Origin of the sequence: Salinibacterium sp. SWN139 (assembly GCF_015864625.1) — a bacterium.
Taxonomy (GTDB): domain Bacteria; phylum Actinomycetota; class Actinomycetes; order Actinomycetales; family Microbacteriaceae; genus Rhodoglobus.
Window position 1 is genome coordinate 795,097 of the sequence record NZ_JADYWV010000001.1, and the last position, 22,361, is coordinate 817,457.

Below are 22,361 nucleotides of genomic sequence, written 5' to 3' on the forward strand. Positions count from 1 at the left end.
TTCGGCAGTGAAAAGTCGTCGGGTGCAGAGCAACCGAGTCCTGAGGAGGACCCACAGTGGCTAAGGCCAAGTTCGAGCGGACCAAGCCGCACGTAAACATCGGAACCATCGGTCACGTTGACCACGGAAAGACCACGCTCACGGCAGCGATCTCGAAGGTACTTGCTGACAAGTACCCTTCGGCGACGAACGTGCAGCGCGACTTCTCGTCGATTGACTCGGCTCCGGAAGAACGTCAACGCGGTATCACCATCAACATCTCGCACGTTGAGTACGAGACCCCCAAGCGCCACTACGCACACGTAGACGCTCCGGGCCACGCTGACTACATCAAGAACATGATCACCGGTGCAGCTCAGATGGACGGTGCAATCCTCGTGGTTGCAGCGACCGACGGACCGATGGCTCAGACTCGCGAGCACGTTCTGCTCGCGAAGCAGGTTGGTGTTCCTTACCTGCTCGTTGCACTGAACAAGTCCGACATGGTAGATGACGAAGAGATTCTTGAGCTCGTTGAGCTCGAGGTTCGCGAACTCCTCTCCAGCCAGGGCTTCGACGGCGACAACGTTCCTGTTGTCCAGGTTTCAGGTCTCAAGGCTCTTGAGGGCGACGAGAAGTGGACCCAGTCCATCCTCGACCTCATGGATGCTGTTGACGAGAACGTTCCTGACCCCATCCGCGACAAGGACAAGCCGTTCTTGATGCCGGTTGAAGACGTCTTCACGATCACTGGTCGTGGAACCGTTGTTACGGGCCGCGCCGAGCGTGGAACGCTTTCGATCAACTCTGACGTTGAGATTGTTGGAATCCGTCCGACCCAGAAGACCACGGTCACTGGTATCGAGATGTTCCACAAGCAGCTCGACGAAGCATGGGCTGGCGAGAACTGTGGTCTGCTTCTTCGTGGAACCAAGCGTGAAGATGTTGAGCGTGGACAGGTTGTTGTTAAGCCTGGTTCCGTTACTCCTCACACGAACTTCGAGGGAACCGCATACATCCTGTCAAAGGATGAGGGTGGGCGTCACAACCCGTTCTACGCGAACTACCGTCCGCAGTTCTACTTCCGTACCACCGACGTCACCGGCGTCATCACGTTGCCTGAGGGCACCGAGATGGTTATGCCTGGCGACACCACTGACATGACCGTTGAGCTTATTCAGCCCATCGCCATGGAAGAGGGCCTCGGCTTCGCCATCCGTGAGGGTGGACGTACCGTAGGTGCCGGTAAGGTAACCAAGGTTCTGGCGTAAGCTCAGTAACTAATTACGACGAGGGTCGAGCCGAAAGGCTCGGCCCTTCGTCGTTTAACCAGCGCGGCCGGTGAGCCTCGAGGTGAGGGCGCGAGCGGCGGCCATTGTGGCCTGGCCGAGCTCGTCCCACTGGTCTTCGACGGCATCCGTTCTGAAAGTGAGCCCGATCGCTGCCGAAGGGTAGCCATTGCGGTCGAACGCTGCAGCGCCAACCGAGGCATACTCCGCAGTGATGTCGCCCACTTCGCTCGCCCAGCCGCGCTCACGAGTCGCAGCCAGTAGCCGGTCGAGTTCTGCCAGTGTGTTCGGCCCTGCGGTCTGGCGCCGGGTAAGGCTGCTGCGCGCGGGATACAGCGCTCGCACTTGCGGAGCAGTCAGTTGCGCCAGCATGGCTCGGCCAGTCGCAGTCAAATGCGCGGGAAGTTTGACGCCAACAGCCGAAACAGTGGTGGGCGCTCGGGTTCCTTGCACTCGAGCGGCGTAACTGACATCCGCACCGCTGAGCACGGCAAGGTGCGCGACAACCGGGATCGGGGCTTCGGCCGCGAGGCTCCGCATGAGCGGGCTAGCGAGTGCGGAGAGCCGTTCGCTACGCAGTGCAGACGTGCCGATCTCAGAGACGAGGGAGCTCAATCCATAGGTGCGGTCTTCGGGGTAATGCACCACGAATCCTTCGTCGATCATGACGGTAAGCAGCTGGTAGACGGATGACCGGGGGAGCGCTAGCTCGCGCGCCAAAGCAGAGGCTGGCACAGGCCCTTTGCGGGTCGCGAGGTGGCGCAGCACAGCCATGGTGTTGCGCGCGGCAGGAATGTTGGACACGCGGCTCCTGTCTGGTATTTCAGACACCATATCGCGATATCCACTCGTGGCGGAGGGGCGATGCGCGTTCACTGGGATCATGACCTCAGCCCCCGGCCAAACAGTGACCATCGGCGTCGGCGCCGCGAGCATCTCCGATGTTGTGGCGGTCGCGCGCCACGGTGCACCCGTCACGATCTCGCCCGAAGCAACGAGCGCGATGGTTGCGTCGCGTGCGGTGATTGAAGCGTTGGCCGAAGACGTGCGCCCGCACTACGGTGTCTCCACCGGTTTTGGCGCGCTGGCGACAAAGCACATCGCCCCCGAGCAGCGCCTGCAACTGCAGCGGTCACTCGTGCGCAGTCACGCGGCAAGTTCCGGTGCGGAAATTGCCGACGAAGTGGTGCGGGCCACAATGCTGTTGCGACTCTCGACGATGGCCACCGGGCGCACCGGCGTGCGGCCTGTCGTTGCGGAAACCTACGCGGCTCTGCTGAACGCGGGGATCACCCCCATCGTTGGTGAGTACGGCAGCCTCGGCTGTTCCGGAGACCTCGCTCCGCTCGCGCATTGCGCGCTTGCGGTGATGGGCGAGGGCGACGTACGCGTTGCGGGCGAGCAGCTGCCGGCATCCGCTGCGCTGAAAGCCGCCGGAATTACCCCAGTTGTTTTGCACGAGAAAGAGGGCTTGGCGCTGATCAACGGCACCGATGGGATGCTCGGCATGCTGTCGTTGGCGATTACTGATCTTGAGGCGTTGCTCACCACCGCCGACCTGTCCGCTGCCATGAGCGTGGAGGGTTTGGCGGGAACCGACCGAGTCTTCGCGGAGGACCTGCATGCCCTCCGGCCTCATCCGGGTCAGGCGCAGTCGGCAGCCAACATGCGCGCGGTGCTTCGAGACTCCGACACGATTGCGGCCCACGCTACGAGAGGCTTCACGCGGGTGCAGGATGCCTACTCGTTGCGGTGCGCGCCCCAAGTTCACGGAGCGGCGCGCGACACGGTTAATCACACGCGTCGGGTGGCCGAGCGTGAGCTTATGAGCGCGATCGACAACCCGGTGGTGACGGTGGATGGCCGGCTGGAATCCAACGGCAATTTCCATGGGGCCCCGGTTGGCTACGCTCTCGACTTCTTGGCGATAGTCGCCGCGGATGTTGCGAGCATGAGCGAGCGTCGCACTGACCGATTCCTCGACAGCAATCGCAGCGGCGGCCTTAACGCGTTTCTGGCCGACGATCCCGGGGTGGACTCTGGGCACATGATCGCGCAGTACACCCAGGCGGGAATCGTCAGCGAGATGAAAAGGTTGGCGGCGCCGGCATCCGTCGATTCAATTCCGACGAGCGCGATGCAGGAAGACCACGTCTCGATGGGGTGGAGCGCTGGTTTGAAGCTTCGCCGCAGTATCGATGGGTTGTCGCGCGTGATCGCCATCGAGTTGCTGACGTCGGCGCGGGGAATCGAGATGCGCGGCGAGCGACCATCGCCGGTGTCGGCGGCGGTGATCGCGAACTTGCGCGAGCACGTTCCCGCCGCAGGGCCCGACCGTTATTTGGCCCCCGACATTGCGGCGAGCGTTGCGCTTGTGCAGTCGGGCGCACTCGTGTCCGCCGCACGCACCATTACCGAACTCAGCTAGGAGACGTCGTGATTCAGGCACACCGCGGTTCCACGCTCAATACTCTCGGCTGGCAGCAGGAGGGTGCTTTGCGCATGCTCCAAAACAACCTCGACCCTGAGGTTGCTGAGCACCCGGAAGATCTCGTCGTCTATGGCGGCACGGGCAAGGCTGCGCGTAACTGGCCCAGTTATCATGCGATTGTTCGTTCGCTCACGACCCTCAAGGGTGACGAGACGCTGCTGGTTCAGTCGGGCAAGCCCGTCGGTGTGATGCAGACCCATGAGTGGGCTCCCCGGGTGTTGTTGGCGAACTCCAACTTGGTTGGCGACTGGGCGAACTGGGATGAGTTTCGTCGGCTCGAGCAGCTTGGCCTCACAATGTACGGCCAAATGACGGCAGGATCGTGGATCTACATTGGTACGCAGGGCATTCTGCAAGGCACCTACGAGACCTTCTCTGCAGTCGCGGCTAAGAGATTCGGCGGTACTCTGGCGGGCACCATCACCCTTACGGCTGGCCTCGGAGGTATGGGCGGGGCCCAACCGCTCGCCGTAACCATGAACGACGGTGTTGCGATCTGTATTGATGTTGACCAGAGCCGCATCACGCGTCGCATCGATCACGGCTACCTCGACGTTGAGGCGAAGTCGCTCGCGCACGCGGTCGAACTCGCTGTTGCCGCGCGCGATGCGAAGAAGCCGCTCTCGATTGGGGTGCTGGCGAATGCGGCTGCTGCGGTGCCCGAGTTGCTCGCAATGGGGGCGCCGATCGATATCGTCACCGACCAGACCAGCGCTCACGATCCTCTCGCTTACCTTCCTCTCGGCGTGGACTTCCACGACTGGCAGAGTGCCCGCAGCCAGCCCGATTTCGCCCAGCGTGCCCGCGAATCGATGGCGATTCATGTCGAGGCGATGGTTGGCTTCCAGCGTCAGGGAGCTGAGGTCTTTGACTATGGCAACAACTTGCGCACCGAGGCGCTCGCGGCGGGTTATGCCGATGCGTTTGCATTCCCCGGCTTCGTGCCGGCCTACATCCGTCCGCTATTTGCGGAGGGCAAGGGGCCGTTCCGGTGGGCCGCTCTCAGCGGCGAGGCCAGCGACATCCACAAGACAGACAAGGCGATTCTCGAGTTGTTCCCCGAGAACGAATCGCTCGCTCGCTGGATCAAGCTTGCGGGGGAGCGCGTGCACTTCCAGGGGCTCCCTGCCCGCATCTGCTGGTTGGGTTACGGCGAACGTGACAAGGCCGGTTTGCTCTTCAACGAGATGGTCGCCTCGGGTGAGCTGGCTGCCCCGCTCGCGATCGGGCGCGATCATCTCGACAGCGGTTCGGTGGCGTCGCCGTACCGCGAGACCGAGGCGATGAAGGATGGCTCCGACGCGATCGCTGACTGGCCGTTGCTCAACGCTCTGGTCAATACCTCGTCGGGAGCAACGTGGGTCTCCATTCATCACGGTGGCGGTGTTGGCATTGGCCGGTCGATCCATGCGGGCCAGGTCACGATTGCTGATGGCACCGAGCTTGCCGCCCAGAAGCTTGAGCGAGTGCTTACGAATGACCCAGGTATGGGCGTCATCCGTCACGTTGATGCTGGCTACGATGAAGCCATCGCGGTCGCCGACAACCTCGGCGTTCGCATTCCCATGAACGAGGCTCCGCTCACGAAGGGTCACAATGCTCAACGCTGATCCGCTGTGGCCGCGTGCGGGGGATTGGCCTTCGCCGGTTGACGACGAGTGGGCGGATGTCGCACTCATCGGTATCCCGACGTCGCGCACGTCACTCTCTCCGACGCAGGCTCACACAACTCCCGCTGCGGTTCGTGAGGCACTTCGTCGTTATGCCGCGCTGTCTGATCTTCGGATCGTGGACGCCGGCACCGTGCGCGAACCCGACCTGAACGAGCAGGGTGCGATTGATGCGGTGGCGCAGCTGCGGGCTGAGCTCGTTATCGCGTTGGGCGGCGACAATGCGGCTACGGTTCCGACGGCGTTGGGGCGGTGGGGCGCAGACATCACGTCCGCTGGGCTGATCACGCTCGACGCCCACTACGACCTACGAGACGGCGCCAGTAACGGTTCACCCGTGCGTCGCCTTCTTGAGGCCGGCCTCGATGGCAGTCGTGTGGTGCAGATCGGTATTGAGCCGCTGGCCAATTCTCACGCCTATGCCGAGCGCGCTAGGGACGCGGGCATCATGGTGATCACGCGTGACGAGTTGCGTTCGCGCTCGATGGATGAGGTGATGGCGCAGGCGCTGGAGATTGCTGGCGCGGCGGGCGGGCCTATCCACGTCGATCTTGATGTCGATGTGTGTGATCGCTCGGTTGCTCCCGGGTGCCCCGCGTCGGTGCCGGGGGGTATCTCGGCGATTGAGTTGCGCACGGCCGCACGGCGCGCTGCCGCGCATCAAGCCGTCTCCTCGATTGATCTCGTCGAGGTGGATGCCGCCGCTGACGCTCCTGATGAACGAACGGTGCGCTTGGTGGCGCTCTGCGTCCTCGAAGCAATCGCGGGAGTGTCGCTGCGATGACAAGCACGGCGATCGAGAACATTGGCCTATTGCTCACGCATGATGACGAGCGTGCAGAGATCGCCGATGCCGCCCTCGTATTCGACGAGGGTCGCGTGGTCTGGTGGGGTGCGTCGGTCGATGCTCCTGCTGCTGACGGGCGAGTGGATGCCGCTGGTCGCTGTGTCCTTCCTGGTTTTGTTGACAGCCATAGCCACATCCTTTTCGCGGGGGACCGCTCGGATGAGTTTGAGGCTCGCATGGCTGGCCGCCGCTACGAGGCGGGCGGCATCCGTCGCACGGTCGCACTTTCGCGGGCGGCGACTGACGCTGAGTTGCTCGCGAATGCGACCGCTTTGGTTGCGGAGATGCGCCGCCAGGGCACGACGACGATCGAGATCAAGAGCGGGTACGGTCTCAGCGTTGCAGATGAGGCGCGGATGTTGCGGCTCGCGGCCATGCTCACTGAGGAAACTACGTTCTTGGGTGCGCATGTCGTCCCCGATGAGTTTGCGGCAGACCGTGCGGCCTACGTGCACCTGGTGATGGGCGACATGCTGGAGGCGTGCGCTCCCCATTCGCGCTGGATCGATGTGTTCTGCGACAACGGTGCCTTCACCGAGGACGAGACGCGCGCCATCATCACGGCCGGGCAGGCTCGTGGCTTGGGCGCTCGTCTGCACGGTGCGCAACTGGCGGAGTCAGGTGCTGTGCAACTCGCGGTTGAGCTGGGCGCGGCGAGTGTCGATCACTGCACTTATCTCAGCGATGACGATGTGCAAGCGCTCGCGGGCAGCAGTACGGTTGCTGGACTGCTTCCCGGGGTCGAGTTCTCCACCAGACATCCGTACGTGGATGCCCGGCGACTCCTTGACGCTGGCGTGACGGTTGCGCTCGCCAGCGATTGCAATCCCGGCTCGAGTTTCACGTCATCCCTCCCGTTCTGCATTGCCCTCGCGGTGCGCGAAATGGGGATGACGTCGCTAGAAGCCGTCACGGCGGCGACGCTCGGAGGGGCACGTTCCTTGCGCCGCGATGACGTGGGTCGTTTAACGGTCGGCGCGCGAGCGAATGCTCAGCTTCTCGATGCTCCGCACTACCGTCATCTGGCGTATCGCCCCGGGGTACCGCTGGTCTCCAGCGTCTTTGTGGATGGCGTTCACGAGCTGGTGCGGCCCTTGGCCTGAGACTCCCCAAAAGTCCCGCTATCAGGCGCAAGCGGATGCTCAAATCGAGCCATCACGTCGCCAGCGTGACGACGGCGAATGGCGCCGCAAAAATCCGACACGCCCGGGTTGCAGTAAATGCGTGGATGTGACAAACTCTTCTAGTTCAACATTTCGCCGCCACGTGCGTGCGGATCACTTCCAGGCAGTGCATAGTTCCACATCGTATGACCCTCGCAGAGCGTGAGTTATACACCGTGTTGTAGCTAGGCCGCGGGGAGCAGAACCAAGCTTAACCAACTCCCCAATTCGATTCGAAAGAATTCGTGCTGCGGGAGACGCTTGTGCCAGTTCGCTGGCATGTGCTCCTCGCGGTTTCGCGAGTTGGTATCACAAGCAGTGACAGCAAGAACTTGACAGATAAATAGTGGTGCGAAAGCAAAAGTGCTGAGCGTCTTCGGGTGGCAACATCCGGCGTCGAACAGCCCAGGTGCACGCAGTGCAGCCAAAGTACTAAGGGAAGAGAGCCAGTCATGGCGGGACAAAAGATCCGCATTCGACTTAAGTCGTACGACCACGAGGTCATCGACTCGTCGGCACGCAAAATTGTTGACACGGTTACCCGCGCGGGTGCCACGGTAGTAGGCCCCGTGCCGCTGCCCACCGAGAAGAACGTGATTGCAGTTATCCGTTCTCCCCACAAGTACAAGGACAGCCGCGAGCACTTCGAGAAGCGCACCCACAAGCGGCTCATCGACATCATCGACCCGACGCCCAAGGCTGTGGATTCGCTTATGCGTCTCGACCTGCCGGCCGACGTCAACATCGAGATCAAGCTTTAGCTCGCGCAGTTATTGAGCGACAGAGCCGATAAGGAAAATAATGTCTACAACTAAGACGACTAAGGGTCTGCTGGGCACAAAGCTCGGCATGACGCAGGTTTGGGACGAGAACAACAAGCTCGTTCCCGTGACCGTTGTCGAAATCACCCCGAACGTGGTTACGCAGCTGCGTAGCCCCGAGGTTGATGGATACAGCGCAGTCCAGATCGCGTACGGCCAGATCGACCCTCGTAAGGTCAACAAGCCGCTTACCGGTCACTTCGATAAGGCAGGTGTTACGCCTCGCCGTCACCTCACCGAGATTCGCACCCCTGACGCCGCGGAGTACACCGTTGGCCAAGAACTCGCGGTCGACATCTTCACTCCAGGCTCGAAGGTCGACGTTGTCGGCACGAGCAAGGGTAAGGGTTTCGCCGGTGTTATGAAGCGTCACAACTTCAAGGGTGTATCTGCAAGCCACGGTTCGCACCGTAACCACCGCAAGCCTGGTTCCATTGGTGCCTCGTCGACCCCCAGCCGTGTCTTCAAGGGCATGCGCATGGCCGGTCGTATGGGTGGTGACCGTGTAACGGTCATGAACCTCGCCGTCCACTCGATCGACCTTGAGAAGGGACTCGTGCTCATCAAGGGCGCTGTTCCCGGTGCTCGTGGCCGTATCGTCTTCGTCCGCAACGCAGTGAAGGGGGCGTAGTACACATGGCTACCTCCATCGACGTCATCGACGCCAAGGGCAAGAAGGTCGACTCTGTTGAACTTCCCGCCGAGATCTTCGACGTGCAGACCAACGTTCCGCTCATCCACCAGGTTGTTGTTGCACAGCGTGCAGCAGCACGTCAGGGTACGCACAACACCCTGCGCCGCGGTGAAGTTTCGGGTGCTGGTCGCAAGCCGTTCAAGCAGAAGGGAACCGGTCGCGCTCGTCAGGGCTCGATCCGTGCTCCTCAGATGAAGGGTGGTGGCATCGTTCACGGGCCGCACCCGCGTGACTACTCACAGCGCACCCCCAAGAAGATGATTGCTGCAGCACTTCGCGGCACGTTGTCTGACCGGGCTCGTGGTGAGCGAATTCACGTCATCGACGCTCTCGCTGTAGACGGCAAGCCTTCGACGAAGTCTGTCTTGGCTCTGCTGAACAACATCGCGCCGAGCAAGAACGTTCTCGTTGTTCTCCAGCGCGAAGATGCAACCAGCCTCAAGAGCATTCGCAACCTCGACACGGTTCACGTCTTGGCTTACGACCAGCTCAACGCCTACGACGTCGTCGTCAGCGACGACATCGTGTTCAGCAAGGGCGCGTTCGACGCGTTCGTTGCGTTCAACACCAAGTCTTCGAACAAGGAAGAGGTCAGCGCATGACCGTCACGTACAAGGACCCGCGCGACATCATCATCGCTCCCGTGGTCTCTGAGAAGAGCTACAACCTGATCGATATGGGCAAGTACACCTTCGAGGTAGACCCCCGTGCGAACAAGACCGAGATCAAGCTCGCTATTGAGAAGATCTTCAGCGTCAAGGTCGACTCGGTCAACACGTTGAACCGCACGGGCAAGACCCGTCGTACCCGTTTCGGTATGGGCAAGCGCAAGGACACCAAGCGCGCCATCGTCACGCTCAAGTCCGGTTCCATCGACATCTTCACCGCTGTCGGCTAGGGACCAAGGAGAAACTAATGGCTATTCGCAAGTACAAGCCCACGACGCCTGGTCGTCGTGGATCCTCGGTTGCAGACTTTGCTGAGATCACCCGTTCAACGCCGGAGAAGTCGCTTCTGCGCCCTCTGCCGAAGACTGGTGGACGCAACAACGCAGGTCGCATCACGACTCGTCACATCGGTGGTGGCCACAAGCGCCAGTACCGCGTAATCGACTTCAAGCGCAACGACAAAGACGGCGTAAACGCCCGCGTTGCCGAGATCGAGTACGACCCCAACCGCACCGCACGTATCGCACTGCTTCACTTTGTTGATGGCACGAAGCGCTACATCGTTGCTCCGAACAAGCTCAATCAGGGCGACATTGTTGAGTCGGGTCCCGGCGCAGACATCAAGCCTGGTAACAACCTCCCGATGAAGAACATCCCCGTCGGTACGGTTATCCACATGATTGAACTTCGCCCCGGTGGCGGCGCCAAGATGGCCCGCTCCGCTGGAGCATCAGTTCGACTCGTTGCAAAAGAGGGCCCCTACGCGCAGCTGCGTTTGCCTTCCGGAGAAATCCGCAACGTTGACGTTCGTTGCCGCGCAACGATCGGCGAGGTCGGCAATGCCGAGCAGTCGAACATCAACTGGGGAAAGGCCGGCCGCATGCGCTGGAAGGGCGTTCGCCCGACCGTCCGTGGTGTTGCCATGAACCCTGTTGACCACCCCCACGGTGGTGGTGAGGGCAAGACGTCCGGTGGACGTCACCCCGTTTCCCCTTGGGGCCAGGCAGAAGGGCGCACACGTAAGCGCAAACTGCCCAGTGACCAGCTCATCGTTCGCCGCCGCAATGTCGGCAAGAAGCGCAAGTAGTAGGAGAGTCAGAAGATGCCACGCAGTCTGAAGAAGGGCCCCTTCGTCGACGACCACCTCCTACAAAAGGTTGTCAAGGCGAACGAAGCCAAGAGCAAGAACGTAATCAAGACCTGGTCGCGCCGCTCGATGATCGTTCCAGCAATGCTGGGTCACACGATCGCGGTGCACGATGGTCGCAAGCACATTCCGGTGTTCATCACCGAAACCATGGTTGGGCACAAGCTCGGCGAGTTTTCGCCCACCCGTACCTTCCGTGGACACGTGAAGGACGACAAGAAGGGTCGCCGCCGCTAACGCGGTGGTGAAGGAGGTAGAGAAATGGTGGAGTCGATCGCACGCGTGCGTCACATCCGCGTGACCCCCATGAAGGCTCGTCGCGTTGTCAACATGATTCGCGGCAAGCAAGCACAGGAAGCACTGGCAATTTTGAAGTTCGCACCTCAGGGCGCGAGCGAGCCGGTCTACAAGTTGGTTGCATCTGCAATCGCGAATGCGCGAGTCAAGGCAGATGCTTCGAACACGTTCCTGGACGAACAGGATCTGATCATCTCGAAGGCTTACGTCGACGACGGTGCAACGCTCAAGCGTTTCCAGCCGCGTGCCCAGGGCCGCGCGTTCCAGATCCTGAAGCGCACAAGCCACATCACGGTCGTGCTGGCCACGCCAGACCACGTCGTTGAAGCCGAGGCCGACAAGGCAGGGAAGAAGTAATGGGACAGAAGGTAAACCCCTACGGTTTCCGTCTGGGAATCACCACCGACCACGTGTCGCGTTGGTTCTCTGACAGCACCAAGCCGGGTCAGCGTTACAGCGACTACGTTGCGGAAGATGTAAAGATCCGCAACCTGCTCAAGTCGAACCTCGACCGCGCAGGTGTTGCTCGCATTGAAATCGAGCGCACCCGTGACCGCGTTCGCGTAGACATTCACACTGCCCGTCCGGGCATCGTGATCGGTCGCCGCGGCGCCGAAGCAGAGCGTATCCGTGGCGAGCTCGAAAAGCTCTCCGGTAAGCAGATCCAGCTCAACATCCTCGAGGTCAAGAACCCCGAGGCTGAGGCTCAGCTCGTTGCACAGGGAATCGCAGAGCAGCTCGCTGCTCGTGTCGCCTTCCGTCGTGCAATGCGCAAGGGTCTTCAGGGCGCCCAGCGCGTTGGTTCGGTCAAGGGTGTTCGCATCCAGGTATCGGGTCGTTTGGGTGGCGCAGAAATGAGCCGCTCAGAGTACTACCGCGAAGGTCGCGTTCCGCTGCACACGCTGCGCGCAAACATCGACTACGGCTTCTACGAGGCTAAGACCACGTTCGGTCGTATCGGTGTCAAGGTGTGGGTCTACAAGGGCGACATCACCAACAAGGAGCTCGCTCGCGAGCAGGCTAACCAGAAGTCGTCGCGTCCAGAGCGTCGCGATGGTGGCGACCGTGGCGGTCGTCGCACCGGTGGCCCTTCGTCCGCACCGAAAGCTGAAGCACCCAAGGCAGAAGCCCCCAAGGCCGACGCACCGGTTGCAGCAGGAGTTGAGGCATAACAATGTTGATTCCGCGTAAGGTCAAGTACCGCAAGCAGCACCACCCCTCCCGTAGCGGCCACGCTACTGGTGGAACCACGGTGTCGTTTGGCGAGTACGGTATTCAGGCTCTGACGCCCGCATACGTTACGAACCGCCAGATTGAGGCAGCTCGTATCGCAATGACGCGTCACATCAAGCGTGGTGGAAAGGTGTGGATCAACATCTACCCCGACCGCCCGCTCACCAAAAAGCCCGCTGAAACCCGCATGGGTTCCGGTAAGGGCTCGCCCGAGTGGTGGGTCGCCAACGTCAAGCCAGGTCGCGTGCTCTTCGAGCTCAGCGGCGTGGACGAGACGACTGCGCGCGAAGCACTCACTCGTGCAATTCACAAGCTGCCCCTCAAGGCACGCATCATCAAGCGCGAGGAGGGCGACGCATAATGGCGATCGGATCCAAGGAGCTAGCCCCTGTCGAGCTAGACACTTTTGAAGACGAACGACTCGTTGACGAGCTGAAGAAGTCGAAGGAAGAACTTTTCAACCTTCGTTTCCAGGCCGCAACTGGTCAACTGGAAAGCCACGGACGTATCCGCGCTGTAAAGCGCGACATCTCCCGCATCTACACGGTTATCCGTGAGCGCGAGCTGGGCATCCGTGCAACCCCCGCTGCTGTCGAGGCTCCCGCCAAGGAGACCAAGAAGCGCAGCACCAAGAAGGCGGATGCAGCGGTTGAGACCGCAGCAGACTCCACTGACGAGACGAAGGAGGCGTAGTCATGGCCAAGGTTGAAGACAAGAAGACCGCGGAGACGACCGCCGAGGTCGCTCGTGGGTACCGTAAGACCCGTCGCGGACTGGTTACGAGCGACAAGATGGATAAGACCATCGTTGTCATCGTTGAAGACCGCGTAAAGCACCCGTTGTACGGCAAGGTTGTTCGCCGTAACTCCAAGGTGAAGGTTCACGACGAGGCCAACACGGCCGGCGTCGGTGACTCCGTACTTATCAGCGAGACCCGTCCGCTCAGCGCTACGAAGCGCTGGCGTCTGGTCGAGATCCTCGAAAAGGCTAAGTAATGCTTCAGCAGGAATCCCGAGTAAAGGTTGCCGATAACACCGGCGCCAAGGAGCTCCTCACGATTCGCGTTCTCGGTGGCTCAGGCCGTCGCTACGCAGGTCTCGGCGATGTCATCGTGGCAACCGTCAAAGACGCAATTCCTGGCGGCAACGTCAAGAAGGGTGAGGTCGTCAAGGCCGTCATCGTTCGCGTCATCAAGCAGACTCGTCGTCCAGACGGCTCATACATCAAGTTCGATGAGAACGCGGCTGTAATCCTCAAGTCCGATGGCGGAGACCCCCGTGGTACTCGCATCTTCGGGCCGGTTGGCCGCGAACTTCGTGACAAGAAGTTCATGAAGATCATCTCGCTCGCACCGGAGGTGCTGTAGATATGGCAAAGATTCGCAAGGGTGACCTCGTACAGGTCATCAGCGGCCCGACCGAAGAGCGTGGCGGAAGCCGCGGCAAGCAGGGTCGCGTTATCAGTGTTATCGCTGGAAAAGACCGCATTGTCGTGGAGGGTGTCAACTTCGTCACCAAGCACGTCAAGGTTGGCCAGACTCAGCGTGGAACCAAGACCGGTGGCATCGAGACGATGGAGGCACCGATTCACGTGTCGAACGTCGCCCTCGTTGACCCCGAGACCAAGCTCCCGGCTCGTGTTGGCTTCACTGTCGGCACCGATGACCGTGGCAAGACCACGCGCGAGCGCTTCTTCAAGAAGTCGCGCCGCGTAGAGACCAAGAAGTCCAAGGCAGCTAAGGCTGAGCCCAAGGCTTCGAAGAAGGATGCCGAGAAGGCAACCGAGAAGGACGCAGACTAATGACGACGACTGCACCTGCTGCTGGCAAAATCCAGCCGCGCCTCAAGCAGAAGTACCGCGATGAACTCGCGGCTCAGCTCAAGAAGGACCTTGGACTTTCCAACGTCCACCAGGTTCCGGGGATCGTCAAGGTCGTCGTCAACACTGGTGTCGGTGAAGCTGCTCGCGACGGAAAGATCATCGATGGGGCCGTCAAGGACCTCACCGCGATCACTGGTCAGAAGCCTTACGTAACTAGCGCTCGCAAGTCGATTGCTCAGTTCAAGCTTCGTGAAGGACAGCCCATTGGCGCACACGTTACCCTCCGTGGTGACCGCGCTTGGGAGTTCCTCGACCGTCTGATCACGCTGGCGCTTCCGCGTATCCGTGACTTCCGCGGTCTGTCGGACAAGCAGTTCGATGGCAACGGTAACTACACCTTCGGCCTCACGGAACAGTCCATGTTCCACGAGATCGACCAGGACAAGATTGACCGCGTTCGTGGTTTCGATATCACTATCGTCACCACCGGTAAGAACAACGAAGAAGGTCGCGCATTGCTTAAGGCTCTGGGCTTCCCCTTCCGCACCGCTGAGAACGCATCTAACTAACCAAGTAACACCGATCGACCAGGTCGGCCTTCGTGTAACGGATGCCGAAACCAGTTGAGACAGGAAACACATAATGACAATGACAGATCCGGTCGCTGACATGCTGACCAGACTGCGCAACGCCAATTCGGCGCACCACGACAGCGTTTCAATGCCTAACAGCAAGCTGAAGTCGCGCCTGGCTGAAATGCTCAAGGCCGAGGGATACATCCTCAGCTGGAGCACCGAGGACGCTCGCGTGGGTTCGACCCTCACGATCGAACTTAAGTACAGCCCCACTCGCGAGCGTTCCATCAAGGGAATCAAGCGCGTCTCGAAGCCTGGTCTTCGTGTATACGCTCGCTCGACCGAAATCCCCAAGGTTCTTGGCGGACTCGGTGTGGCTATTTTGTCCACCTCCTCAGGTCTTTTGACCGACAAAGAGGCGACTCAGAAGGGCGTAGGTGGGGAAGTCCTCGCCTACGTGTGGTAACCCAAAATGTCACGTATCGGAAGACTTCCTATTGATGTCCCCGCTGGTGTCACACTCACCATCAACGGCCAGGACGTCACTGTAAAGGGCCCGAAGGGTGAGCTCGCGCTCACCGTCAAGGCACCTATCGCTGTAGCACTCGAAGAGGGTCAGGTTCTCGTAACCCGTCCCGATGACGAGCGCGAATCGCGTTCACTGCACGGCTTGACTCGTACGCTCATCGCTAACCAGATCATCGGTGTTACCGACGGTTACACCAAGGGCCTTGAGGTCGTTGGTACTGGTTACCGCGTCACCGCAAAGGGCAGCTCAATCGAGTTCGCTCTCGGGTACTCGCACTCGATCACCGTTGACCCGCCCGCAGGCATCAGCTTCGCGGTCGAGGGCAATAACAAACTAGTTGTCAGCGGCATCGACAAGCAGGCGGTTGGCGAAGTAGCAGCCAACATTCGTAAATTGCGCAAGCCAGAGCCCTACAAGGGCAAGGGTGTGCGCTACGCCGGCGAAGTTGTTCGTCGCAAGGCCGGAAAGAGTGGTAAGTAGACATGGCTCTCGGAACCAGAGGTAAGAGCAAGTCGGCCGCTAAGGGCCGTCGTCACGCACGTCTCCGCAAGAAGGTCGTGGGCACCGAAGTGCGCCCCCGTCTCGTGGTTACGCGTTCAGCACGTCACGTATTCGTCCAGGTTGTCGATGACTCCAAGGGCGTTACCGTCGCTTCGGCGTCGACTATGGAGTCGAGCATGCGTACGTTCGATGGTGACAAGACCGCCAAGGCACGCAAGATCGGTGAGTTGGTGGCCGAGCGTGCCAAGGACGCCGGTGTTGAAGCCGTCGTATTTGATCGTGGTGGAAGCCGCTACGCAGGTCGCGTTGCAGCAATCGCCGACGGAGCGCGAGAGGGTGGATTGAACCTGTGAGCGACAACGTGGACAACAAGACAACTAACAAGGAGCAGGCCGTGGCCGCTGAGGCGACTACCGCCATCTCCGTACCCGAGGTCGTCGTAGACGCCCCCGCGACCGACGTAACGAGCGAGCCCCGCGAGGCTCGTCGTGGCGGTCGCGAGCGTGGACCCGACCGTGGTGGACGTGGTGGCAACAACAGCCGCGACAACGACAAGAACCAGTTCCTGGAGCGCGTCGTCACCATCAACCGTGTATCGAAGGTCGTCAAGGGTGGTCGTCGCTTTAGCTTCACCGCTCTCGTCGTCGTTGGTGACGGCAACGGAATGGTCGGAGTCGGATACGGCAAGGCTCGTGAAGTTCCTCTCGCGATCTCCAAGGGTGTCGAAGAGGCGAAGAAGAACTTCTTCCGCGTTCCTCGCGTCGGCGCTACCATCCCTCACTCGGTCCAGGGCGAGGCAGCCGCAGGTGTAGTCCTGCTGCGTCCCGCATCCGCTGGTACCGGTGTTATCGCTGGTGGACCCGTTCGTGCCGTACTCGAGTGCGCCGGTATCCACGATGTACTGAGCAAGTCGCTCGGTTCCTCGAACACGATCAACATCGTTCACGCAACGGTTGAGGCACTCAAGCAGCTCGAAGAGCCGCGTTCGGTTGCCGCTCGTCGTGGGCTCGATGCAGAACACGTAATCCCGGCACGCTTGCTGCGCGCCGAGGCTGAAGCTAAGGCAGGTGTCTGATGGCTGGTCGCCTGAAGGTAACCCAGATCAAGTCCAAAATTAGTGAGAAGCAGAACCAACGCGACACGCTGCGCAGCCTTGGGCTCAAGCGCATCGGTTCCGTGGTTGTGCGCGAGGACAACTCGCAGAACCGTGGTTACGTCAACACGGTTGCTCACCTTGTCAAGGTCGAGGAGATTGACTAATGGCTGACGAGAAAGAAACCCCAAAAAAGGCTGCAGCTGCGAAAGCTCCTGCTGCCAAAAAGGCTCCTGCTGCGAAGGCATCCGCCACGAAGGCTCCTGCGAAGTCGACCGCCGCTAAGGCATCGACCACCACGAAGTCCTCGAGCGACGATGTTGCAAGCCGCCCGCAGGTTCTGAAGATGCACCACCTCCGTCCCGCTGCCGGTGCTAAGAAAGACCGCATGCGTGTTGGTCGTGGTGAAGGCTCCAAGGGTAAGACCGCGGGCCGTGGAACCAAGGGAACCAAGGCGCGTTACAACATGCGCGTTGGTTTCGAAGGTGGAAACATCAACTTCGTAATGCGTGCACCTAAGCTGCGCGGATTCAAGAACCCATTCCGCGTCGAGTACCAGGTTGTAAACCTCGAAAAGCTCGCGGAACTGTACCCCAAGGGAGGCGACGTAACCGTTGCTGACCTCGTGTCGAAGGGCGCGGTTCGCAAGAACGAAAAGGTCAAGGTTCTTGGTCAGGGTGATATTGCGGTTAAGCTGAACGTTGTAGTTGACAAGGTCTCCGGCTCTGCCGAGCAGAAGATCGTTGCGGCCGGCGGTTCGGTTCAGTAACTGTCACTACGACAAACGTTAGTGTCGCGTTAGTCACACCGGTGACAAACGCAGGCAGGTTGAGTGGGGAATCCCGCAGGGGGTTCCCCACTCGCCCGTAGTACATAGATAAATCGGAGGCCTTGTGTTTAAAGCTGTCGCGCGGATCATACGGACGCCTGACCTTCGCAGGAAGATCGGGTTCACGCTAGGCATCATTGCGCTGTTTAGACTTGGCTCCTTCATCCCCGCGCCGTTCGTTGACTTCGCCAACGTTCAGGCATGTCTCGCCTACAACTCATCGAGTGGCGGACTGTACGACCTCATCAACCTCTTTAGCGGTGGGGCACTCCTTCAACTTTCCGTATTTGCACTCGGAATCATGCCGTACATCACGGCCTCGATCATTGTGCAACTACTTCGTGTGGTCATCCCACACTTTGAAACTCTTCACAAAGAGGGCCAGTCTGGCCAGGCAACGCTGACTCAGTACACGCGTTACCTCACAATCGCTCTCGCGATTCTCCAGTCCACGACATTGATCACTGTCGCGCGAAGTGGTGCACTGTTCCAGTCGGCTGGTGCTCCCGAATGTAGCCAACTCATCACCAACGATGCGTGGTACGCGATCTTGCTCATGGTCATCACCATGACCGCAGGAACCGGCCTCATCATGTGGATGGGAGAGCTCGTCACTGAGCGCGGTATCGGTAACGGTATGTCGCTGTTGATCTTCACCTCGATCGCTGCAACGTTCCCGAGCGCACTCTGGGGCATCTACGTGGCTAGCGGCATCGAGACGTTCGTTCTTGTGCTGCTCATGGGCATCCTAATCATGGCGGCCGTTGTATTTGTCGAGCAGTCGCAACGGCGCATCCCTGTGCAGTACGCCAAGCGCATGGTGGGCCGTCGTACCTACGGTGGTAACAACACCTACATTCCGATCAAGGTCAATATGGCCGGCGTGATCCCCGTGATCTTCGCTTCGTCGTTGCTCTACCTCCCCGCCTTGATTGCACAGTTCAACCAGCCACAAGCTGGCGAAACCTCTGCAGCATGGGTTGTCTGGGTCCAGAACAATCTGGTTTCAGGCGATAGCCCGATCTACATGATCGGTTACTTCCTGCTGATTGTGGGCTTCACCTACTTCTACGTTGCGATTACCTTCAACCCTGAAGAAGTCGCAGATAACATGAAGAAGTACGGTGGCTTCATTCCTGGTATCCGTGCCGGTCGACCGACCGCCGAATACCTCGATTACGTCTTGACTCGCGTCACCTTGCCTGGTTCTTTGTACCTAGGCCTCGTGGCAATGATCCCTTTGATTGCATTCGTAGTCATCGGGGCCAACCAGAATTTCCCATTCGGCGGAGCTAGCATCCTGATTATCGTTGGCGTCGGTCTTGAGACCGTCAAGCAAATCGATTCGCAGCTGCAGCAGCGCCATTACGAAGGTTTGTTGCGTTGACACGACTTCTCTTGATTGGTCCCCCTGGTGCTGGAAAAGGCACCCAGGCCGCTCGTCTTGCCGAGATCTACGGCGTTCCTGCAATTTCTACTGGTGACATTTTTCGCAGCAATGTGAAGAACGGCACGGAGCTCGGGAACAAAGCCAAAGCATTTATGGATGCCGGCGACAATGTTCCTGACTCGCTCACGAACGCATTGATTCGTGATCGTCTCGAAGAGCCAGACGCCAAGCAGGGCTTCCTGCTCGACGGCTACCCTCGCACGACCGATCAGGTCCGCGAGCTTGACGAATTTCTGGCAAGCCACGGTGCTGCGCTTGATGTTGTCGTCGAACTCGAAGCGGATCCTGATGTCGTTGTGGACCGCCTTCGTAAGCGCGCGCTCGAACAGGGCCGCAGCGATGATACCGAAGAGGTAGTTCGTCACCGTCTTGAGGTCTACAGCGAACAGACTGCTCCGCTCGTGAAGGTCTACGCGGACCGCGGCGTGCTTGTCACGATCGATGCTCTTGGCGAAATTGACGCGGTCACTGCGCGAATCACCGAAGCTCTTTTCGATCGCGGTATTTCTGCCACTGATGCGGGTTCTCGCTAAAACTCTGATTGGTGGCTAGCGCCGTTAGCAGCGTGTTCTGCGCCGTGAGTTGTTATCCATCCTGACGATTAGGGGATAGCGGTCGCTATCCACAGCGTCGGGAAACCGGCTGAGCGGCGCGATTTCATCATCGCGATCGTCGTTCTGGCCCTAGCTTTCGTCATCGCCGCAGAGCTTCATCAGGCTTGAGCAGGCTACGGACACATCGAACAGAAGGATCGAGTGATCGGGGCGCGAGTCGAGCTCATCGTTGAAAGTTGGGCCTGAAAGCGCGGGCGGGAGGCGCGCGAGGTGCGTGAGGATTCCCTCTGCCTCGAAACAACAAGCGCCGAACTAACAGAGGTGTTCGCCGTGGCGGCAACAATCACCGCGACAAATAGTGCCGGCACGACAATGGAATCCGTTGCCAACTCTCTCTCGGCATGTGCTTCGCGTTTTATACTCTCGACGACGCAGACGCCCTTTGCGGTCAAGATGTTGCGGGATGCGTGACATTCGTCGATCTCTCCACGGCGCGCTACGACGCCCAGACAAATCAAAAGCCCTATATGAACGAATGGCAGCGCACTGGGCTGGAGTAGGAGATCGTGGCGGTTTGCTTCGCTCTTACAAATCTCGAGGGCTGGGCAGTCGAACAGACGGTGTGGGTTGACGAATACGAATACTGGGAGCTCGCCAACTACTGATTCGCCTGCACAGGCGGACAAAAAAGACGGTTCGCGACTGGCGCATCGCAATCAGGTTCACTCCGCGCACGATCTCGCAGAAATTATTGCCCCTGATCGCTAGCTTTCGATGCCTCGAACTAGTTCATCGATAAATGTGGGAAAGTCGACCGCCTTCTTGACGAGTTGCTGCACATACTCACGGTCAGAAAAGACCGTTACGAATTGGTCGAACACTGTTTGGAACGTTGTGCGACCGGCAGCGCTGAAGGCGATCAAGGCGATCACGTTGACCTTGTTTTCACCCCATGGCATCGGCGTTTCATTGATGACGATGCTTATTGCCGTGCGGTGAGCGTTCATGGTCATCGCATGGGGAACAGCCAGGGTGTCGGTGAAGGCCGTGGATGACATGCGTTCGCGTTCGATCGCGCCTGTGATGTAGCCGTGGTCAATAACGCCGGCTTCGATCATCCGATGTCCAAGGGCGGCGATCATCGCTTCCTCGCTCGGGGCGGTAAAGTTGCGCAAGAACAGCGCGGGGTCAAAGAAGCGCAAGAGTTCATCGGTGAGTTCACGCCGGCGACGCAGCCGGCGGATGCGACCGATCGTGCGACGAATCGCATCCACATCGGTTTCGGTCAAGAACGGTTGAATCAGCACAACGTTGTCAGCGAACGACCGCAGATCGATGGTGGTCAAAACGAGATCGGTGGAGAGCTCAGCGAGGTCGACATCGGTTCGAGTGATCACGATGCGAAGTTGCAGCTCGTCGCCGAGCACGGCTTCGATTCGCTCTCGCAAGATGACGTGGAGGTCATGGTAGTTGGGGCATACGAGCGCGGCTGTCAGTCGCACCTCGCGCTTCGCCTGACGCTCGAGGTGCGAGCCAACGTGAAGGGCAATGTAGGAAATCTCGTCGTCGTGAATCGTGATGCCTTCATCGCGTTGCACTTCCGCCGCGATGAACACTGCGAGTTCGTAGATCATCGGATAAGTGGTCTTGATTGACCGCGTCATGGGGTTGCGCGAGTAGGAGAGGTCTTGCGCGCGAAGGATGAGATTGCGCACGTGTAATGACAGCCTCATGATGAAGTCGTCGTCGTCAAGGTCAATGAGGTATTCCTCGCCAACGTGCTTCACGGTGCGGCGAACGCGAGAGGTGAGTTCCTCTAGATCGACATCCGCAGGCGAATCGGGGCTTGCGACGCGGGTAATGACGCGCGTAGTGAGCAGGAGCTCGATCTCATTAAGGTCGTCTTCTCGCAGATTCGCGCCGAAGTGCGACGTGATGAGCGCCGCGAGGTCGATGGAAAAGGCTGCCGATTCTTTGGAGAGGGTTGGCGCGGTGCTCAGAGCTGGGGGAGAGCTTGCGTCATCCGCAGTGTCCTGATCGCGCGGGAGCGTGCGGTCTGCAGCAATCGCAACGTGGAGCAAGACATGGTTAATCCCATATTCGTTGACAAAGTACCCGTGGGAGTCGAGGAGCTCGAGCAGCGAAGTCTTAAACGAGCGGAGATCGGACGACTCAAATTCACGCTGAATACTCTCGAGTTCAAGAAAACCCTGGGATTCTTCGTGACGGAACATCTTGCTGAGCAGCCGACGAAGGTTGGGCTCCGTTCCTGACAAGATGACGAGCGGCCCGCGCCGAGTGAGCGTTAACCCTGATTCCTCTACGGCTGCCTTGATCTTTCGCAGGTCGGCTTCGATAGTCGACTCGCTGACGAAAAAGCTATCGGCGAGGGCGTGAATGTCTGTGCCGTCAGGAGCATCGCCAAGGCGACGAACAAGATGGTACTGGCGATCGCGGGGGCGTTCTGCCTCGCGATTTGATGCGCCCTTGAGGAACTCTGCGTAATTCTCGCGGTTGAGGCGATAGCCGGCCGTCGATGACTCGATGACCTCAAGAGGAAGCGCTGAGGACTTCACCGCAGTGACGTAACTGCGCACGCTGCGCGTAGTGACGCCAAGTTTGTCAGCAAGCTCGGCAGCGGTCACCCACGCCTCGGCTTGAGCGAGGTAGTCGATGAGTCGTGCGTGATTGGCAAGCATGAGAACTCCAT

General features: G+C 59.7%; 28 protein-coding genes and 1 pseudogene. 27 read left to right on the plus strand and 2 right to left on the minus strand.

The window, feature by feature from the left end; all coding sequences use genetic code 11:
• Positions 1 to 56: 56 nt before the first annotated feature.
• The gene (gene tuf / locus I6E74_RS03720; protein ID WP_197106468.1) at positions 57 to 1,250 is read left to right on the plus strand and encodes an elongation factor Tu; all 1,194 of its coding nucleotides are present in this window, start codon (positions 57 to 59) and stop codon (positions 1,248 to 1,250) included.
• 54 nt (positions 1,251 to 1,304) lie between these two features.
• On the opposite strand, the gene I6E74_RS03725 is transcribed toward tuf, so the two are convergent.
• Positions 1,305 to 2,072 (minus strand): IclR family transcriptional regulator, encoded by a 768-nt coding sequence (locus I6E74_RS03725; RefSeq protein WP_197123094.1) that lies wholly within the window; start codon positions 2,070 to 2,072, stop codon positions 1,305 to 1,307.
• 79 nt (positions 2,073 to 2,151) lie between these two features.
• Between I6E74_RS03725 and hutH the strand changes: the two genes are divergently transcribed.
• The 26 genes and pseudogenes from hutH (at position 2,152) to I6E74_RS03855 (ending at position 19,630) form a co-directional block, all read left to right on the plus strand.
• Positions 2,152 to 3,696, plus strand: coding sequence for a histidine ammonia-lyase (hutH, locus tag I6E74_RS03730; protein WP_197123095.1), 1,545 nt, complete (start codon positions 2,152 to 2,154; stop codon positions 3,694 to 3,696).
• Positions 3,697 to 3,704: 8 nt separating this feature from the next.
• A complete protein-coding gene (gene hutU, locus I6E74_RS03735; protein ID WP_197123096.1) occupies positions 3,705 to 5,369 on the plus strand; it encodes a urocanate hydratase in 1,665 nt (554 codons plus the stop codon).
• Positions 5,356 to 6,213: an arginase family protein gene (locus I6E74_RS03740; protein WP_197123097.1), complete on the plus strand. Its 858-nt coding sequence runs from the start codon at positions 5,356 to 5,358 to the stop codon at positions 6,211 to 6,213. Before hutU ends, I6E74_RS03740 begins: the two co-directional genes overlap by 14 nt.
• Positions 6,210 to 7,379, plus strand: coding sequence for an imidazolonepropionase (gene hutI, locus I6E74_RS03745; RefSeq protein ID WP_197123098.1), 1,170 nt, complete (start codon positions 6,210 to 6,212; stop codon positions 7,377 to 7,379). Before I6E74_RS03740 ends, hutI begins: the two co-directional genes overlap by 4 nt.
• A gap of 512 nt (positions 7,380 to 7,891) precedes the next feature.
• Entirely contained in the window at positions 7,892 to 8,200 is a 309-nt protein-coding gene (gene rpsJ, locus I6E74_RS03750; protein ID WP_009773132.1) for a 30S ribosomal protein S10, read from the plus strand.
• A 40-nt stretch (positions 8,201 to 8,240) separates the two neighbouring features.
• Positions 8,241 to 8,891 carry a 50S ribosomal protein L3 gene (gene rplC / locus I6E74_RS03755; RefSeq protein WP_197123099.1) on the plus strand — a complete coding sequence of 217 codons (651 nt, stop codon included), beginning with the start codon at positions 8,241 to 8,243 and terminating at the stop codon, positions 8,889 to 8,891.
• A gap of 5 nt (positions 8,892 to 8,896) precedes the next feature.
• Positions 8,897 to 9,556 carry a 50S ribosomal protein L4 gene (rplD, locus tag I6E74_RS03760; RefSeq protein ID WP_197109484.1) on the plus strand — a complete coding sequence of 220 codons (660 nt, stop codon included), beginning with the start codon at positions 8,897 to 8,899 and terminating at the stop codon, positions 9,554 to 9,556.
• The gene (gene rplW / locus I6E74_RS03765; RefSeq protein WP_010203832.1) at positions 9,553 to 9,852 is read left to right on the plus strand and encodes a 50S ribosomal protein L23; all 300 of its coding nucleotides are present in this window, start codon (positions 9,553 to 9,555) and stop codon (positions 9,850 to 9,852) included. Before rplD ends, rplW begins: the two co-directional genes overlap by 4 nt.
• Before the next feature lie 17 nt (positions 9,853 to 9,869).
• Positions 9,870 to 10,709: a 50S ribosomal protein L2 gene (rplB, locus tag I6E74_RS03770; protein ID WP_197106460.1), complete on the plus strand. Its 840-nt coding sequence runs from the start codon at positions 9,870 to 9,872 to the stop codon at positions 10,707 to 10,709.
• Between the two features lie 15 nt (positions 10,710 to 10,724).
• Positions 10,725 to 11,006 (plus strand): 30S ribosomal protein S19, encoded by a 282-nt coding sequence (rpsS, locus tag I6E74_RS03775; protein WP_009773127.1) that lies wholly within the window; start codon positions 10,725 to 10,727, stop codon positions 11,004 to 11,006.
• A 24-nt stretch (positions 11,007 to 11,030) separates the two neighbouring features.
• Complete coding sequence (gene rplV / locus I6E74_RS03780) at positions 11,031 to 11,423, plus strand: 50S ribosomal protein L22 (protein ID WP_197106459.1); 393 nt, start codon at positions 11,031 to 11,033, stop codon at positions 11,421 to 11,423.
• Entirely contained in the window at positions 11,423 to 12,238 is an 816-nt protein-coding gene (rpsC, locus tag I6E74_RS03785) for a 30S ribosomal protein S3 (RefSeq protein WP_197106458.1), read from the plus strand. The genes rplV and rpsC overlap by 1 nt, the downstream gene beginning before the upstream one ends.
• 2 nt (positions 12,239 to 12,240) lie before the next feature.
• Positions 12,241 to 12,660 (plus strand): 50S ribosomal protein L16, encoded by a 420-nt coding sequence (rplP, locus tag I6E74_RS03790; protein WP_009773124.1) that lies wholly within the window; start codon positions 12,241 to 12,243, stop codon positions 12,658 to 12,660.
• A complete protein-coding gene (gene rpmC, locus I6E74_RS14655; RefSeq protein ID WP_197123101.1) occupies positions 12,660 to 12,992 on the plus strand; it encodes a 50S ribosomal protein L29 in 333 nt (110 codons plus the stop codon). Before rplP ends, rpmC begins: the two co-directional genes overlap by 1 nt.
• Positions 12,993 to 12,994: 2 nt before the next feature.
• Positions 12,995 to 13,294, plus strand: a complete 300-nt coding sequence (gene rpsQ, locus I6E74_RS03800; protein ID WP_197106456.1) for a 30S ribosomal protein S17 — start codon at positions 12,995 to 12,997, stop codon at positions 13,292 to 13,294.
• Positions 13,294 to 13,665, plus strand: a complete 372-nt coding sequence (gene rplN / locus I6E74_RS03805; protein WP_100388198.1) for a 50S ribosomal protein L14 — start codon at positions 13,294 to 13,296, stop codon at positions 13,663 to 13,665. The genes rpsQ and rplN overlap by 1 nt, the downstream gene beginning before the upstream one ends.
• 2 nt (positions 13,666 to 13,667) lie before the next feature.
• A pseudogene (gene rplX, locus I6E74_RS03810) lies at positions 13,668 to 14,003 on the plus strand (50S ribosomal protein L24); the annotation flags it as partial.
• Between the two features lie 95 nt (positions 14,004 to 14,098).
• Positions 14,099 to 14,689, plus strand: coding sequence for a 50S ribosomal protein L5 (gene rplE, locus I6E74_RS03815; protein ID WP_197123105.1), 591 nt, complete (start codon positions 14,099 to 14,101; stop codon positions 14,687 to 14,689).
• A gap of 73 nt (positions 14,690 to 14,762) precedes the next feature.
• Positions 14,763 to 15,161 carry a 30S ribosomal protein S8 gene (gene rpsH / locus I6E74_RS03820; RefSeq protein ID WP_197123108.1) on the plus strand — a complete coding sequence of 133 codons (399 nt, stop codon included), beginning with the start codon at positions 14,763 to 14,765 and terminating at the stop codon, positions 15,159 to 15,161.
• A gap of 6 nt (positions 15,162 to 15,167) precedes the next feature.
• Positions 15,168 to 15,704 (plus strand): 50S ribosomal protein L6, encoded by a 537-nt coding sequence (gene rplF / locus I6E74_RS03825; RefSeq protein ID WP_197106452.1) that lies wholly within the window; start codon positions 15,168 to 15,170, stop codon positions 15,702 to 15,704.
• Positions 15,705 to 15,706: 2 nt separating this feature from the next.
• Complete coding sequence (gene rplR / locus I6E74_RS03830; protein ID WP_197123110.1) at positions 15,707 to 16,078, plus strand: 50S ribosomal protein L18; 372 nt, start codon at positions 15,707 to 15,709, stop codon at positions 16,076 to 16,078.
• Positions 16,075 to 16,800, plus strand: a complete 726-nt coding sequence (gene rpsE / locus I6E74_RS03835) for a 30S ribosomal protein S5 (protein ID WP_197123112.1) — start codon at positions 16,075 to 16,077, stop codon at positions 16,798 to 16,800. Before rplR ends, rpsE begins: the two co-directional genes overlap by 4 nt.
• Complete coding sequence (gene rpmD / locus I6E74_RS03840; RefSeq protein ID WP_009773114.1) at positions 16,800 to 16,985, plus strand: 50S ribosomal protein L30; 186 nt, start codon at positions 16,800 to 16,802, stop codon at positions 16,983 to 16,985. The genes rpsE and rpmD overlap by 1 nt, the downstream gene beginning before the upstream one ends.
• Positions 16,985 to 17,587 (plus strand): 50S ribosomal protein L15, encoded by a 603-nt coding sequence (rplO, locus tag I6E74_RS03845; RefSeq protein WP_197123113.1) that lies wholly within the window; start codon positions 16,985 to 16,987, stop codon positions 17,585 to 17,587. Before rpmD ends, rplO begins: the two co-directional genes overlap by 1 nt.
• Positions 17,588 to 17,711: 124 nt before the next feature.
• A complete protein-coding gene (gene secY, locus I6E74_RS03850) occupies positions 17,712 to 19,034 on the plus strand; it encodes a preprotein translocase subunit SecY (protein WP_197123115.1) in 1,323 nt (440 codons plus the stop codon).
• Positions 19,031 to 19,630: an adenylate kinase gene (locus I6E74_RS03855; RefSeq protein ID WP_197123117.1), complete on the plus strand. Its 600-nt coding sequence runs from the start codon at positions 19,031 to 19,033 to the stop codon at positions 19,628 to 19,630. Before secY ends, I6E74_RS03855 begins: the two co-directional genes overlap by 4 nt.
• Positions 19,631 to 20,415: 785 nt before the next feature.
• On the opposite strand, the gene I6E74_RS03860 is transcribed toward I6E74_RS03855, so the two are convergent.
• Positions 20,416 to 22,350 (minus strand): transcription antiterminator, encoded by a 1,935-nt coding sequence (locus tag I6E74_RS03860; protein WP_197123119.1) that lies wholly within the window; start codon positions 22,348 to 22,350, stop codon positions 20,416 to 20,418.
• Between the last annotated feature and the right edge of the window lie 11 nt (positions 22,351 to 22,361).